Annotated in this window: 18 protein-coding genes, 1 tRNA gene and 1 riboswitch; of the genes, 5 read left to right on the plus strand and 14 right to left on the minus strand. The window is 37.9% G+C overall.

The features are described from left to right. Nucleotides 1–88 precede the first annotated feature (88 nt). The 3 genes from gcvPB to gcvT are packed head-to-tail and all read right to left on the minus strand — an operon-like array spanning nucleotide 89 to nucleotide 4,014. Entirely contained in the window at nucleotides 89–1,546 is a 1,458-nt protein-coding gene (gcvPB, locus tag MKX65_RS16445) for an aminomethyl-transferring glycine dehydrogenase subunit GcvPB (protein ID WP_160546573.1), read from the minus strand. Next, nucleotides 1,539–2,885, minus strand: coding sequence for an aminomethyl-transferring glycine dehydrogenase subunit GcvPA (gene gcvPA, locus MKX65_RS16450; protein ID WP_340904606.1), 1,347 nt, complete (start codon nucleotides 2,883–2,885; stop codon nucleotides 1,539–1,541). Before gcvPA ends, gcvPB begins: the two co-directional genes overlap by 8 nt. A 16-nt stretch (nucleotides 2,886–2,901) precedes the next feature. Beyond that, entirely contained in the window at nucleotides 2,902–4,014 is a 1,113-nt protein-coding gene (gene gcvT, locus MKX65_RS16455; RefSeq protein ID WP_160546575.1) for a glycine cleavage system aminomethyltransferase GcvT, read from the minus strand. Between the two features lie 138 nt (nucleotides 4,015–4,152). Continuing rightward, nucleotides 4,153–4,244, minus strand: a riboswitch (glycine riboswitch). Between the two features lie 168 nt (nucleotides 4,245–4,412). Between gcvT and MKX65_RS16460 the strand changes: the two genes are divergently transcribed. Together MKX65_RS16460 and MKX65_RS16465 are read left to right on the plus strand one after the other, a co-directional pair. Next, complete coding sequence (locus MKX65_RS16460; protein ID WP_160546576.1) at nucleotides 4,413–6,101, plus strand: DEAD/DEAH box helicase; 1,689 nt, start codon at nucleotides 4,413–4,415, stop codon at nucleotides 6,099–6,101. Then, nucleotides 6,079–6,873 (plus strand): YqhG family protein, encoded by a 795-nt coding sequence (locus MKX65_RS16465; RefSeq protein WP_340906284.1) that lies wholly within the window; start codon nucleotides 6,079–6,081, stop codon nucleotides 6,871–6,873. The genes MKX65_RS16460 and MKX65_RS16465 overlap by 23 nt, the downstream gene beginning before the upstream one ends. Nucleotides 6,874–6,884: 11 nt before the next feature. Here the strand turns inward: MKX65_RS16465 and MKX65_RS16470 are convergent, their stop codons facing one another. The 8 genes from MKX65_RS16470 to comGA all read right to left on the minus strand — a co-directional run bounded on the left by MKX65_RS16470 (nucleotide 6,885) and on the right by comGA (nucleotide 11,109). Continuing rightward, nucleotides 6,885–7,091 (minus strand): YqzE family protein, encoded by a 207-nt coding sequence (locus tag MKX65_RS16470; protein WP_160546578.1) that lies wholly within the window; start codon nucleotides 7,089–7,091, stop codon nucleotides 6,885–6,887. Between the two features lie 65 nt (nucleotides 7,092–7,156). Beyond that, nucleotides 7,157–7,528 carry a hypothetical protein gene (locus MKX65_RS16475; protein ID WP_340904610.1) on the minus strand — a complete coding sequence of 124 codons (372 nt, stop codon included), beginning with the start codon at nucleotides 7,526–7,528 and terminating at the stop codon, nucleotides 7,157–7,159. Beyond that, on the minus strand, nucleotides 7,525–7,965 hold the full coding sequence (gene comGF / locus MKX65_RS16480; RefSeq protein WP_340904612.1) for a competence type IV pilus minor pilin ComGF: 441 nt from the start codon (nucleotides 7,963–7,965) through the stop codon (nucleotides 7,525–7,527). Before comGF ends, MKX65_RS16475 begins: the two co-directional genes overlap by 4 nt. Next, nucleotides 7,952–8,272: a competence type IV pilus minor pilin ComGE gene (gene comGE, locus MKX65_RS16485; protein ID WP_160546581.1), complete on the minus strand. Its 321-nt coding sequence runs from the start codon at nucleotides 8,270–8,272 to the stop codon at nucleotides 7,952–7,954. Before comGE ends, comGF begins: the two co-directional genes overlap by 14 nt. After that, the gene (gene comGD, locus MKX65_RS16490) at nucleotides 8,256–8,690 is read right to left on the minus strand and encodes a competence type IV pilus minor pilin ComGD (protein WP_160546582.1); all 435 of its coding nucleotides are present in this window, start codon (nucleotides 8,688–8,690) and stop codon (nucleotides 8,256–8,258) included. Before comGD ends, comGE begins: the two co-directional genes overlap by 17 nt. Next, on the minus strand, nucleotides 8,683–9,003 hold the full coding sequence (gene comGC, locus MKX65_RS16495; RefSeq protein ID WP_160546583.1) for a competence type IV pilus major pilin ComGC: 321 nt from the start codon (nucleotides 9,001–9,003) through the stop codon (nucleotides 8,683–8,685). The genes comGD and comGC overlap by 8 nt, the downstream gene beginning before the upstream one ends. 17 nt (nucleotides 9,004–9,020) lie before the next feature. Further along, complete coding sequence (gene comGB / locus MKX65_RS16500; protein WP_160546584.1) at nucleotides 9,021–10,052, minus strand: competence type IV pilus assembly protein ComGB; 1,032 nt, start codon at nucleotides 10,050–10,052, stop codon at nucleotides 9,021–9,023. After that, on the minus strand, nucleotides 10,039–11,109 hold the full coding sequence (gene comGA, locus MKX65_RS16505; protein ID WP_340906286.1) for a competence type IV pilus ATPase ComGA: 1,071 nt from the start codon (nucleotides 11,107–11,109) through the stop codon (nucleotides 10,039–10,041). The genes comGB and comGA overlap by 14 nt, the downstream gene beginning before the upstream one ends. A gap of 147 nt (nucleotides 11,110–11,256) precedes the next feature. Between comGA and MKX65_RS16510 the strand changes: the two genes are divergently transcribed. Further along, a tRNA-Gln gene (locus MKX65_RS16510) sits at nucleotides 11,257–11,328 on the plus strand. A 158-nt stretch (nucleotides 11,329–11,486) separates the two neighbouring features. Here the strand turns inward: MKX65_RS16510 and MKX65_RS16515 are convergent. Then, on the minus strand, nucleotides 11,487–11,867 hold the full coding sequence (locus MKX65_RS16515; protein ID WP_340904617.1) for a Spx/MgsR family RNA polymerase-binding regulatory protein: 381 nt from the start codon (nucleotides 11,865–11,867) through the stop codon (nucleotides 11,487–11,489). Nucleotides 11,868–12,067: 200 nt separating this feature from the next. Here MKX65_RS16515 and MKX65_RS16520 point away from each other — a divergent pair, with 200 nt between their 5' ends. Next, nucleotides 12,068–12,766, plus strand: coding sequence for a helix-turn-helix transcriptional regulator (locus tag MKX65_RS16520; RefSeq protein ID WP_340904619.1), 699 nt, complete (start codon nucleotides 12,068–12,070; stop codon nucleotides 12,764–12,766). Nucleotides 12,767–12,851: 85 nt separating this feature from the next. Then, the gene (locus MKX65_RS16525) at nucleotides 12,852–13,097 is read left to right on the plus strand and encodes a DUF2626 domain-containing protein (protein ID WP_160546586.1); all 246 of its coding nucleotides are present in this window, start codon (nucleotides 12,852–12,854) and stop codon (nucleotides 13,095–13,097) included. Between the two features lie 59 nt (nucleotides 13,098–13,156). On the opposite strand, the gene MKX65_RS16530 is transcribed toward MKX65_RS16525, so the two are convergent. Then, entirely contained in the window at nucleotides 13,157–14,239 is a 1,083-nt protein-coding gene (locus tag MKX65_RS16530) for a class I SAM-dependent methyltransferase (RefSeq protein WP_340904622.1), read from the minus strand. A gap of 204 nt (nucleotides 14,240–14,443) precedes the next feature. Further along, nucleotides 14,444–15,076, minus strand: a complete 633-nt coding sequence (locus MKX65_RS16535) for an MBL fold metallo-hydrolase (RefSeq protein ID WP_340904623.1) — start codon at nucleotides 15,074–15,076, stop codon at nucleotides 14,444–14,446. Between the last annotated feature and the right edge of the window lie 99 nt (nucleotides 15,077–15,175).

Raw genomic sequence — 15,175 nt, forward strand, 5'->3', positions numbered from 1 at the left:
AGGATTCCAGCTCTACCCGAGCGGAGTCCTTTTTGTTTTTCCTAAAAAAACAAGCACGGCATCTGCCGTGCTTGTTTCCTATACCTCTTTATGCTTGATACCTTAAAATTGGCTTTCTCGCAGCTGTCGTTTCATCCAATCTTCCAACCACAGTTGTGTGTGGGGCTTCTTGAACGATTTCAGGGTTCTCTTCTGCTTCCTTTGCAATTTGAATCATTGCTTCGATAAATGCATCTAGAGTTTCCTTCGACTCTGTCTCTGTTGGTTCAATCATGATGCATTCCTCTACATTTAGTGGGAAGTAAATAGTTGGTGGGTGATATCCGAAGTCCAACAGGCGCTTCGCGATATCTAGCGTACGAACACCAAGTTTCTTTTGTCTCCTACCACTTAGTACGAACTCATGTTTACAATGTCTATCAAACGGTAAATCAAAATATGGTTCAAGACGTCTCATCATATAATTCGCATTTAATACCGCGTATTCCGTCACTGCTTTTAATCCATCAGGACCCATTGTACGAATATACGTATACGCTCTTACATTAATCCCAAAGTTACCATAGTACGGTTTTACTCGCCCAATCGACTGTGGACGATCGTAATCTAACACAAATTCTCCATCCTTCTTTGTAACGACTGGCTTTGGTAAGTATGCTATTAAATCTTTCTTCACCCCAACAGGACCCGACCCAGGACCTCCACCGCCATGTGGACCAGTGAATGTTTTATGAAGATTTAAATGAACCACATCAAAGCCCATATCTCCTGGTCTAGCTTTAGAAAGGACAGCATTTAAGTTTGCTCCATCATAATAAAGCTTTCCGCCAGCTTCGTGAACAATCTGCGCCATTTCAAGGATATTTTCTTCAAATAAACCTAGAGTATTTGGATTGGTTAGCATCAAGGCAGCAGTGTCTTCTCCAACAACACTTCTTAGGTCATTTAAATCCACTAATCCATTTTCATCAGATTTTACAGTGATGGTTTCAAAACCTGCGACGGTTGCTGAAGCTGGATTTGTTCCATGAGCGGAGTCAGGTACAATCACCTTTGTTCTTTTCGTGTCCCCGTTTGCTTCATGGAAGGCACGAATGAGCATAAGTCCCGTCCACTCACCATGTGCTCCTGCAGCAGGCTGTAATGTAACTTCATCCATACCCGTAATTTCAATTAGATGCTCCTGAAGATCGTACATAAGCTCCAATGCACCTTGAACAGAGCTCTCATCTTGAAGTGGGTGAATATGAGCAAAGCCAGCGATACGAGCGACGTTTTCGTTGATCTTTGGATTGTATTTCATCGTACAAGATCCAAGAGGATAAAAACCAGAGTCCACTCCATGATTTCTTTTTGAAAGAGCGGTGTAATGACGCATGATATCAAGCTCAGAAACCTCAGGTAAATTTGGTTCTTCAGCTCGCAAATATTCAGCTGGAATCAAATCATCTAAGTTTACCTCAGGGATATCCATCTCCGGGAGACTATACCCTACTCGGCCAGAGGTACTTAATTCAAAAATGAGCGCTTGGTCTTCCTTATGCATGATAATCCCCCATTCTATCAACAAACAGATCTATTTCTTCTTTTGTACGTAGTTCAGTCACTGCCACGAGCATGTGATTCTTTAACTCTGGATAATCACGACCGAGATCGTAACCTCCAATGATTCCTTCCTTTAATAGCTGTTGGTTTACTTCTTTCACAGGCTTATTTAAGACAACTACAAATTCATTAAAACATGGTCCATTAAAGGCAATGGTGAATCCTTTATTTTCAAATGCTTTCTTTGCATAGTGAGCTCTTTGGATATTGCTCACAGCCATCTCTTTGACGCCTTTTTTCCCTAAAGCCGTCATAGCTACCGAAGCAGCTAAAGCATTCAACGCTTGGTTTGAGCAAATATTAGATGTTGCCTTGTCACGTCGGATATGTTGTTCTCTTGCTTGAAGCGTTAAAACAAACCCTCTTCTTCCTTGATCATCTTTTGTTTGACCAACAAGACGACCAGGAATTTTACGAACCAATTTATTCGTTACAGCAAAATAACCGCAATGTGGTCCACCAAATGAAGTTGGAATTCCAAACGGCTGTGCATCTCCCGCTACAATATCAGCAACAAAGGCTCCCGGAGGTGTTAATGCACCAAGGGACAAAGGATTACTTGATACGACAAACATTGCTTTGTTCGCGTGAATGATTTCCTCGAGTTCTTTCATCGGCTCGATTCTTCCAAAGAAGTTTGGATACTGTACGATAACGGCTGCAATATCATCACCCATTTCGCTCTTTAACGCCTCTAAATCAGTAACACCATCTTGGTATGGAATCTCTACGACTTCTACGTATTGTCCTTTTGCATACGTCTTGACTACATCCTTTGTTTCCGGATGTACTGTACTAGAGAGAAGCACCTTTTTACGCTTCGTATGACCAGAGCTTAGCATCGCCGCTTCTGCCAAAGCGGTACCACCGTCATACATCGAAGAGTTAGCTACGTCCATACCTGTTAATTCACAAATCATTGTTTGAAATTCAAAGATCGCCTGTAACTCACCTTGTGAAATTTCTGGTTGATAAGGTGTATAGGCTGTGTAAAATTCTGAACGTGAAAGAACATGATCCACAATGACAGGCATGTAATGATCATACACACCAGCTCCTAAAAAGGAAGTATGTGAGCGTAAGTCGGCATTTTTAGAAGCCAAAAGAGTTAATTCTTTTAATAAGGCTGTCTCCGATTTAGCTTTTTTAATATTATATTCTCCCTTAAACTGTACACTTTCTGGAATATCGTTAAAAAGCTCCTGAACATCGGAAATTCCGATTTCTTCTAGCATGGCTTTTTTATCGGTTTCTGTCATTGGTAAGTAGCGATGCTTCATGACGTTTGTTCCTCCCTTATTTCTTTTCCCTTTTATAAAATGGTGTTGGTATCACTTTCACCTTCAAGCGTTTCCCACGAATCTCAATGGTTAGCTCCGACTCTGCAGATACGACTGTTGAATCCACTAACGCTAAGCCAATGTTTCTTTTCAACGTAGGTGATTGTGTTCCAGTTGTTACTTCTCCTACGAGTTGTTCACCCACATACACCGGATAACCATGTCTTGGTATGCCTCTGTCAATCATTTCAATGCCTATTAGTTTACGAGGGATTCCAGCTTCCTTTTGCTGCTTTAAAGCTTGCTTTCCAATAAAATCTACTTCCTTATTAACTTTCACAGCGAAACCAATACCAGCTTCTAACGGAGAAATCGTGGAAGAAAGCTCCTGACCATAAAGGGCCAAATTAGCTTCGAAGCGAAGGGTATCACGAGCGCCTAAGCCACAAGGAAGAACGCCGTCTTCTTTACCTGCCTCAAGAATGGTTTCCCATAGGAAAGTCGCATCTTCACTCTTACAGTACACCTCAAAGCCATCTTCTCCGGTATACCCTGTTCTGGAAACAAGTGCCTCTTTTCCTCCGATGGATACTTTCTCTTGAAATTTAAAATATCCAATTGTCGAAAGGTCAGCTGTATCAACTAGCTTCTGAAGAACCTGTTCGGCAAGCGGGCCTTGAAGAGCTAGCTGGCCCATTTGTTCAGAAAGATTCAAAAGCGTTACATCCCCTTCAACACGATCGTTTAACCATGTAAAATCTTTTTCAATATTTGAAGCATTTACAACAAGCAGATAATGGTCGTGATTCAGTTTATAGATGAGAAGATCGTCGACCGTACCACCATTCTCGTAGCACATAGCAGTATATTGTGCATCACCTATTTGCAGCTTCGATACATCATTCGTCATCATTTTTTGGAGGTAGGCCAAACTGTCTGTCCCTTTCACTTCAATTTCTCCCATATGAGAAACATCGAACAATCCTGCCTTCGTTCTTACAGCCTCATGCTCTTCTTTAATGCTTGAAAATTGAACTGGCAGTTCCCATCCTCCAAAGTCAATGGTTTTCCCACCATATTGTTGATACACGTCAAAAAGCGGTGTTCTTTTTAGTTGCGCCACTATCATTTCCCCCTTTTCAAATCATAAAAAAAGGACAGAGACCCCCCTCTTTACTTAAGAAAGGTCTCTGTCCTGGCACCTGAAAGTTTACCGTTTGGCTGTCCCCTTTGGTGGCTTCAAATGATGAAGCGCTCTCCAGAGCTGCGTCAAACAAGAGTTCTTTTGCCTGAGAGATTCACAAATTTTTGTTTGCTCCTTCGGCGCTACTTAGAAGTAGTCTCTCCCCTTGTTCTCATTCGCATTATAAAATTTCCCAATTTGGATCATACTAAGCTGTACTATAGAACATTCGTCAAAATAAACTATAATGTGACAAATTTCAAAACTTTTAAGATATTATCATCCTACCATTTCGAAACCCATACGGCAATATATTTATCGATCAAAAAAGGGAGTTGTTTTTAATGACGGTAGAGATTGAGTTTGATTCTTCTTGGCAGGAGGGACTGGTAGAGAAAATTACAAATGACGGCCCTTGGGGGAACTTTGAGTTATATAAGCTAGCGGTAGAGGTAGAAAAACATACGGTTATTGATAATTTTGAGGGATTACAAGCTCCCAAACATCTCCCTAATTTAACACCGCTACCTCATCAGCTAGAAGTTGCCAAGCAAGTTGTTGAAAGTATGAACGGAAAAGCCATCCTTGCAGATGAAGTAGGTTTGGGGAAAACGATCGAAGCAGGGCTTATTTTAAAAGAATACATGATTAGAGGTCTTGTAAAAAAAGTCCTCATTCTTGTTCCCGCCTCCCTTGTTACCCAATGGTCATATGAATTAACAAGTAAATTTTATATTCCGGCAGTTGCACAACGTAAAAGCTATGTGTGGGAACAGTGTGATGTAGTTGTATCTTCCATCGATACAGCTAAACGTGCTCCACATCGAGAAATCATTCTCTCTCAAGATTATGATCTGATTATTATTGATGAAGCACATAAATTAAAAAACAATAAAACAAAAAACTATGAATTTGTACAAAGCTTAAAGAAAAAATTCTGTTTACTTCTAACAGCAACCCCTATTCAAAATCGAGTTGGTGAGATTTTCAACCTTGTCTCTCTCTTAAAACCTGGTCATCTAGGAAATGAATCTGTGTTTAATGAAAAATATAAGAAGGATTCCCGCGATATTAACGATAATGAACATTTAAAAGAGCTTGTAAATAAAGTGATGATTAGAAATCGTCGAGCAGACACAGGTATTGAATGGACGAAAAGACAAGTTGAAACCATTCCTATTGAGCTTACTAAGGAAGAGCAGGATTTGTATGATTCTGTTACTGAACTACGATCAGAGGGAGACTGGACAACGACATCCGCTTTCTCAGTCATGACTCTTCAAAGAGAAGCATGCAGTAGTAGAGAGGCAGTGTTTTTCACATTAAAGAATATGCTTGAAAAGAAAGAAAACCCCTCGAAGGAATATCAGGATCAAATCACATATTTAATCGAGAAGGTAAACGCCGTTCATACGAATTCGAAGGCCGTCAAAGCTCTAGAATTGATTCAACAAGTAAATGATAAAGTCATTATTTTTACCGAATATCGAGCCACTCAGCTCTATCTTCAATGGTATCTAAAGCAAAATGGAATCAGTTCCGTACCCTTCCGTGGTGGATTTAAAAGAGGCAAAAAAGACTGGATGAGACAGCTTTTTGAAAACAATGTACAGGTCCTTATTGCAACCGAAGCAGGAGGAGAAGGAATTAATCTTCAGTTCTGTAATCATATCATTAATTTTGATCTACCTTGGAATCCAATGAGATTAGAGCAACGTATCGGGAGAATTCATCGCCTAGGTCAAGAAAAAGACGTAATGATTTATAATTTTGCAACTAAAGGAACTGTGGAAGAACATGTTCTAAAGCTACTACATGAAAAAATTAATTTATTTGAAAAAGTAATTGGTGATCTCGATGATATTCTGACTCGGTTAGAGTTTGGTAGCTTTGAGGATCATCTATCAGATATATTCGGAAACTCCACCTCTGAAGGGGAAATGCGAATAAAAATGGACAATCTAGCTTCCATGATTCAATTTGCTGAAGAAGTAAAGGATGGTGATTATCGTGCAGCAACAGGAAATTCATAATTTTTTGGTGAAGTATTTTACTGCTAACCAATGTGAAATACTCGTAAATACCGGTTCATATATAACCGTACAATTAACAGTTGAATTAGATAAGGAATTGATGAATCGTCCGTTTTACTGGCATTACTTAGAAAAAACAGGTGGAGTTCCAAACCCTATGAAACTTACGCTTATTACGGATCAAAAAAAGACACCTGAAGATATTAAAGGCGAGGTCATCCATTTTGGCTCGCCAAGACTTCATCAAATATTTCATTCAACTAAAAACCTTGCTGGATATATTCGGCTTTATGAAGATCATCAAGCAACCATGGGTCAACAAGTACCATTACGTCCTTGGTTAGGTATGAACGTAAAAATCTCCTATCAATGTGACCGTAAAAGAGACGTCTTTCGGTCGATAGGTCTACAATTAATTAATGGTCAACTAGTCGAGAACTTTCACAATGAACTGTTAAAATTACAATTAGCTCGCAAAATACCTGACTACTCCTTTACCTTATCACCACTTATTATGCCGAATAGTGGGGTAACACGAATTCAGAATATGATTCGTTCAAACATTCTTGAAGAAGATCATTCATGGGCAAACGATGCTAGAGAACGCTGGTCAAAAGACATGAAATTGCTGGAGCATTTTTATGAAGAAGCGGAGGAAAAAGGAGAAAGCTATGAAAATGAAAAACGAGCCTTACAGGAGCAATACGAACCAAAAGTTCAGATTTCGATAATAAATGGCGGTATTTTTTACTTATCTGAAAAAGCAATTTAAAAGGGAACGACTCATTTGTCATTCCCTTTTAATGATTTCTCTCTTTTTCCTTTGTTCATCATAATGACATATGGAAGAATACCAAACCAACGAAAAGCAAACGCTTCTCTTGTTTCTTTTTTTTCCTTCCTCATCTTTTTTCTTTCTTCCTTTGGTTGATCAATATATTTTGTAATCGTTTGTGTAATGTATTTCACATAATCATTTACTGCGCTCATGTTTTTGCCTCCCTTATAGTCATTAACAGTATGACCAAATACAATTTAACTAAACCCATAGGGAGCTACACTGGTAACAACCATTTTACTAATTTTCCGCTTCCCACCTCATACTGAGCTATTGCTTTAATCGATAGTGTACCCTGAGTCATAAAAAAAGTGACTTCAACATATTGGCTAGTAATCTGTTTTACCGTATACGTCACAGTGGTGTCTGAATATGATGCTATTCCATCTACAGGAATCACAGCTCCTTCCATTTCCTCAGAGATCTTCTTCGATGTGAGCAAAAATAAGTACTGTCGTCTTTCTTGTTGATTAACTGAAGCCACTATCCCTTTTTCGGAAACGTACTGGTTAAACTCAATCGTTAAAAATAGAGAGACTAATAGAAAGATACATAAACTTATAGGATACATAAACCCCTTTTCATTCATGGTCCTCCCACCACCTGAAGGAAAGGAAACAGTTGGTCCTCATATAAGACGTTATTGTTTCCAATAACAGAAATTGAGATACTTTTTTGATTTTGTCTGAACTCAACACTATTAATATTTTGTAAAACTATTTCATGACCTTGAAATTGGACCAATCGACGGATGTATGGCCCATATTTCTCATACGTGACTAATTCCCCAACACTTTGTAAATAAAGCTTTCCGTTTTTTACCTCAACATAATCACAACCTTGAAGTTCCGTATTTAACTGACTAATAAAGAGCTCGAATTCTAATTGTTGTGTTCGATTCGTAACATGGTTCATGTTCAAAATAATCGAAAAAATATAAGGTAAAAAAGAGGCAAGCATACAATAAATCGAGAAAGCTATCAACATCTCAATTAAAGTAAATCCGTGATTATTAAAAACTGTCACATAGGAGAACTTCCTTTTTAAAAGCATTTTCATATTTTACACACACCTCATTTTTAGACACTTCCTTTGTTACAGTAAATGACTTCCCTTTTCTCTCTACTGTTAATTGGTCTATGAATAATCCGGTGAACATTGCTTCCTGTAAGGAATCATATAATAGCTTTGAAGCCTCTCGACTATATTGAGTGTTAAGCGACTGCTTACTTACCTGAATAAACATCGGGAGTAAAAATAAAGTTATTACCAACCAAATGGACAGAGAAAGCAATAGTTCAACAAGGAAAAAACCATTAGTTTTGTACAACATAAAATCTTCCCTTCCCTATGTTAAACGTTAATTTATACCGTTCTTCTTGTATGTCAATAAACAAAGTCCCAAAGGTATTTATATTTCCAGATGTGTTATAACGAAAATACAACTTCTGTGAACCCTCTCTAATGTTCACCTTGTTTGAGTAGACCCGATCAACAATATAATTCCCATTTTGATCCTTGGCGTAATATCGATGAGTTTGTGGGAGGATATTTACTGAGACAACAGTATGATTTGAAATGGCATATTGTTGTATATAATAAAGATCATCTTTGAATTGTGAAAAAAAGAGCTGTTTATCGAGGTAAAACATTTGAGGACGAACAAAAAGAAAAGAAAATGAAACTACCAAAGCAAACATACTTAATACAAAAATAGATTCTATTAATGTAAACCCATTATTGTTATTCATTATTAGCTGAGACAGCTCCCGTAGACGAGATCGTCACGATATCTCCATTTGGACAGGTTAATTGGTTGTCTTGTAGATACCCTTCTGTTTGTAATTCTGCCAAATCGGTTGGCAAACGATTTTTATCCATTTCAAAGGATTGAACCTGGGCTTCTACCATTTTTATAAAAGCCTCACATCCTTTTTCTTTAATATTGCTATTATGCTTACTGATGTTTGGAACTGCAATGATTAATAATACTGAAATCACAAGCAAAACAATCATCATTTCTATAAGTGTAAAAGCCTTCTCATTTCGGATGAATTTTTTCATTTTTTTCCTCCTTAAGATCATATACCCTCCATTAAATGGAACATCGGTAGTAAGATGGATAGATACATTGAAATCACTAATAATCCTACAAGTAGGTATATAGACGGTTGAATAAATTTCATTATGTAATTCACTTTTTCTTGAAATCTATTCATACAATAGCTGCTAAAGAAATGAAACTCTTGATCAAGCCGGCCATTTTTTTGGCCGTGCTGGATAATAATTGATAAGTCACGCTCAAATATCTTCTGCTTTTTAATAATTTCCTCTAGACTAGTCCCTTTTAATAGATGTTGCTTCAAATAAACTCCTAGCTCTTGATCAAACTTGTTTTTCTTATTTCCTTCAAAAAGACTAACCGCCTCAAAAATCGAAAGCCCCCCTCCTAACAAATAACTCATTTGCACAGAAAAATAGTGAGTAATTAATAATTGAAAAAACGGACCACACCACGGAATGGACACTAAAATCTCTTTTTGTTTCATGGCGGAATAATTCTTGAAGGCAAAAAGATAGTAACTAGCACATACAAGTAGAGTTAATACTAAAAGAGCACTAATGAAGGGGAAAGAAGAGCCAATAAGGAGAATAACCCTTGTAAAGAAGTTGGAAGACAACCCCATGGATTGAAAGAGAGATACAAACTTTGGTAAAAGGAATTGATCAACAAATACAAAAAGGAGGATAGTAGTAAAAACAAGAATAAGGGGATAAGTTAATACTTTAATTAGTTCTTTCTTATCTTTCTGTTGCTTCATCATATAATTACTTGCTTCCATATATGCATGAGCTTGACCACCATGTTGCTCTGCAAAATACACATAGCTGACTAAGGTTTGGTGGAATCCTAATTTTTGAATAACGAACGAAAAAGCGAAACCCTCTCTTAGTAATTTGATACTTTTACTCAGTTGGATTTTCTTCCCTTCTCCCATCTGTAAGGAAGTGGATTCCAACGCCTCGGCCAGGGAGTACCCTCTATCAAGTAATTCACCCACATGTTTTAGCAAGTTGGATTGCTCCGTTAATAACCACTTATTTGATTTCATTGTCCAACACCCATCGATCATACTCCGTTTCTTTTATAAAACCGAGTGCAATCCCCTTTGATATGACCTTCCTTAGGGTCGTATAGTCATACGCTCTTTTCTCCCCTCTTGCCTCCTGAATAACATGACTTAATGGTTGACCTGCTAATAGTTCAAACACACACGCTTTCTTTGAACGCTCACAACCAAAACAAGCATTTGAACATTCAGCTGTACAAAGTGTACAACTAAGTTCTACTAATCTTTGAGCCGTAACTGCAACAAGAGTTTGTTCGATTTCAATCCAATCTACACCAAATTCAAGAAGTCGATAAATCGCCCCTTTTGCATCGCGAGTGTGCATAGTTGATAACACAAGATGTCCTGTTAACGCTGCTCTCACTGCCGTTTTGGCTGTCTCACTGTCTCGAATTTCACCCACCATTATTATATCTGGGTCATGACGAAGGATAGCTTTCAATCCTGTCGCATAGGATATTCCAGCTTTTTCATTCACTTGAACCTGTAAAACAGCGTCACTTTCCTTTTCAATTGGATCTTCTAAAGCAATCACATTTCGGTCAAATAAATTCGTACTCTTTTCGAGCAAGGTGTATAAGGTTGTTGTTTTTCCACTGCCAGTTGGACCAGTTAAGATGATTAATCCGTGGGCATGCTTTAGTAAGGCAAGAAGCTTATTGGTCATATAAGGGAATAAGGAAACTTGGTAAGAAGGGATTGTATGGTGTTCGGGGAGCAGTCGTATGACTAAACTTTCTTTCTTATTGCCTGGAAGAGTAGAGAGGCGCAAACCAATTTGCTGATGATCGACCATTATCGAATAGGAACCGTTTTGAGGTCGCCTTTTTTCCCCAATATCCATGGATGCACTAAATTTAAAATGGGAGATTAACCTTTCGCATTCTTCAATAGGTAAAGAGTAGCGAGTAACAAGGCGATGTGCCACTCTAAATTGAACAAGAGTGTCAAGCTTGCGTGGGATAATGTGGATATCGGTTGCTTGCTTTGTAACAGCATCCTTCAACATTCGATCGGCTAATTCTTCAATCGAAGTCACCAATAAGACACCACCTTTTCATTTGGATAAACCTATCGTATCACTTCAATCGAAAATGAGGGGAGAAAAAGTGTGAATATTTTTCAACAAAGCAACCATAATAATTAGTACAAACAAGTTAGTAACAGCACTAATTGATACGAAAAATGGGCTATAGCCAAGCGGTAAGGCAACGGACTTTGACTCCGTCATGCGTTGGTTCGAATCCAGCTAGCCCAGTAAGAAAAGCGGAGAAAGCTTGTTCAGCCCCGACAGGCATAAGACGAATCTTGCAGGAAGGCCCGCCTTCCGGAGAGATTTGGCTTATGACCCCGAGGGGCTAGCTTTCGTAGCTGGACAACAAAGTAAAAAAGGGGAAGACCTTGGTCTTCCCTTTTTTAACTAGCTACTTTTTTAATCATTTTTCTGTTCAAAATGCTCTTTAATGCGTCTGGGTTGTAACCGACCACTAACTTTTTGCCATCAGTAACAATAGGCCTTTTTAACAATCTAGGCTCTTCAACGAGCATATTGATTACCTGTGAAAGAGTAAGGTCATTCATATCCTGATTAAGACTTTTAAATACTCGGCTTCTTGTTGCAAGTAATTCGTCCAATCCCTCTGTGGTAAGTGAAAGTAATACTTTTAATTCCTCACTTGTCGGTGTTTCTTTAAATAAATGCCTCTCCTCATATGCCACCGCATTGGCTGTCAGCCACTTTTTCGTTTTTCGACAAGATGTACAACTTGGATAAGTGAAAAATATCAAATCATTCATCCTTTTCCCGCCTTTGAAGGTGTTTTCATTGTTCTGTTAAATATATTTTAATCTTTTGTATAACTTTTATATAGTTATTTGTTCAATATTTCGCCAACAAGTTGTGAACATTTTATAAACTAATAGTGAATACAGTTTTTACTATCTCCGCCTGTATTATAATGGAATAAATTTAAGGAGATCCGAGAGGTGTGGCTAAGATGGAACAAACATTGAAAATAACAAATGTATTATCGGACCCAACTCGTTATTACATTTATCAGTACATTACCAAAAGACATCAGGAAGTTACCGTTCAAGAAATTGCAGACAATTTTAATATTCATCCGAACGTAGCAAGATTACATCTTTCTAAGCTTGAAGATGTGAACATGCTGATCTCGGAAACAAAAAAAACGGGCAAAGGTGGTAGACCAAGTAGGTTATACCGATTGTCAGATGACCTCATTCAGTTGAATTTTCCGTTCCGAGACTATCAGATGTTAGCTAAAATCACTATGGAATCCATGCTCTCTCTTGGAGAAGAAGGTCATAAAGTGTTACGTATGACCGGGAAAAGATTTGGTAAGGAAATGATTGAGCAAGAAATGACCAGATCTCATAATGGAGAGTTCCCTACTTTTGAAAAAAAGTTAAATACATTAAAAAACGCGGCAACAATGGCTGGCTTTTACCCAGAATTCGAAGTGAGTGAAGACCAGACTCGAATATATTTCCAAATTTTCAACTGTCCATTTAAAGAAATTGCGACCGAACATCCAGATGCTGTTTGTGAAACACATCACGAATTTTTAAAAGGAATGTTTGAATCTCTGTTTAATGACGTTGAGCTTTTAGAAAAGCAAAACATAATTAAAGGTTGCGAGGCTTGTGCTTATCAAGCATTAATAACGAATTAAAAACAAACTCCTGTTTACTTTTTCATAGCGGTTACATTATAATATTGTAAGGTAAGGGACTTGTAGGGTGAAAAGGAGGGATCATATGGATCGTATGTTTAGAGTATTGGGGTTTTGGACAGGTATTTTTGCCGTTATGTTCTACTTAGGGCATATGCCACAAACGTCATTGCTATTCTTTGGTCAAACGGGATTTTTCATTCTGTTAAGCTACCTAAAGCTTTCTGAACGTATGTATATTTATATTTTTGGTGCCTATTTAACAGTGTTCTTCGTTGGCTTTACATACTGGTCAACATTTATGATGACACCAGGTGCTGGCGGGCATTAATAGGAACGAACCCCCATGAAAGAGGGAGAAAAGCGATGGAATTAATCCATCGCTTTTTATTATATCGAGAATTCCTTTGATAAATTTTTCGATTGCAAAACTACTTGAAAATGGCTACTCATACCACCCGGAGTGATTAAACTGCGAATTGCACGATTTCGTTTACTTTGTTCCGAGAAAGGATTTGGATCATAATGATCTTTTAATAATTCCAAAATACCAACTTCTAAAAAGAATTCATCTTGTCTTATAAATCGTTCTAAGTTAAGATCATACTTTTTTCCAATACGAATGAAAGGATCCCATTGAACATGTGAGGTGATGTCCATCTCTCCTGGGTGTTCAAGAAGGTTTGTTTTCATTTGATGTTTCGAATATCCCCTTAAGCTCCCTTTTGATCGTGCTGGTTCTTCCCATTCTGAGTCGGTATAACCGTAATCAACCGATAGCAATATTCCTGAGTCAATAATAGTTGAAGCCTCTTTAATAAAATCAACCATTGCTATGGGTACTTCTGCTCGCTCATGTTCTCGTAGGTCTCTCATATATTCTGTCACATAGGATTGAACGTTTGTGTTTGTTAGTGGTACTAATAATTCCTTTAAATCCTCATTCTCCACCTTAATCATGACTTCATGAAGGAGCCCTTTTTTCTTCTCAATAACATGTACGGGGAGAGCATCAAATAACTCATTTGAAAAAACCATTCCCTGAAAGCCTTTTAGCGCACTCAAGCTATCAATAATAATGATTTTCCCATCCTCTACCCCTCTTTGTATCAATTGCTGATGAAAAGGACTTGCCTCTAAAACGAAATACGTGATCGGTTCGGTCGTTAATACACTCCATTCTTTCAAAAAACTTTGAGCAAATCTTCCTGACCCAGCTCCGATTTCACAAAGATTAGCTGGTATAACTCCCTTCGATACTTGTTTATAGTACCACCTTGCCATTAGCTGACCATAAATATTTCCAATGTTACTAGTTGTAATAAAGTCTCCTTGGCGACCCACCTTCTCCCCAGCTTTCATATAATAGCCACACTCCCTATCATATAAAGCTAATGCCATATATTCAGCATAAGAGATTTGCTTTTCTTTGGATGAAGTGATCATTTCAATTATCTTTTCCTTCACAATCATATCCACTATCCTCTATTGACACAGTATTTATTTTGTAATATCGTAATAGTAATTCACCATCCCTCCCAAAGAAGGAATGGAAGTATCCCTATAAAAGACCCTACTCACGTTGAGAAGGGTCTTTTCATTTGTTAAAGCTGTTTTCTTAGCACAATCAATTAAATTATGTTTTAAAAAGCTACAAAGTTAAGAAAAGAGCCTTTGTTAAAAACCATTTAAAAATGGATTGGAATCCATCTCGTCTCCAATAGTTGTTGTGTATCCATGTCCAGGTAACACTAGAGTTTGCTCGGGAAGTGCAAGTAATTTACTATGAATACTCTTAAGAAGCTGACCATGATTTCCACCAGGCAGGTCTGTTCTCCCGATGCTTTGTTGAAACAACGCATCTCCTGAAATAACAAATTCTGCTTCCTCAAAGTAAAACGACACACTTCCTGGAGAGTGTCCAGGCGTCTCAAACACAGAAAAAGTAAAGTCTCCGATAGTTATTGTTTCTTCCTTTTCAAAGAACATATTTGCTGGCTTTACGGATGTAGAGACTGGCATCATAAAGAATTTTGACCCATTTAAAGAGGGATCTCCCAACCAGTTTTCTTCTTTCTTATGTATATATACGGGTACTTGATAATGATCTCTAATGATGTCCACTGCTCCAATATGGTCAAAATGAGCATGTGTCAAAAGAATTGCTTGTGGTACCACTTTTCTTTTTTCTAGTAATTGAATAAGTTTTTTCCCTTCATCACCCGGGTCAATAACGAGGCAATGATTTCCTTCGGTTACGATATAGCTGTTGGTTTGTAACGGACCGAGGGGGACTTGTTCCCATTTCATAAGATTTTCCTCCCTAACATTTGATCTTAAGGATATTTTACACTAGTTTTACGGAAAGGAGAAACATTGCTCTACAGAATTGACGTCAAGAAAGTGTCA

The organism is Robertmurraya sp. FSL R5-0851 (assembly GCF_038002965.1).
Classification (GTDB): domain Bacteria; phylum Bacillota; class Bacilli; order Bacillales; family Cytobacillaceae; genus Robertmurraya_A; species Robertmurraya_A beringensis.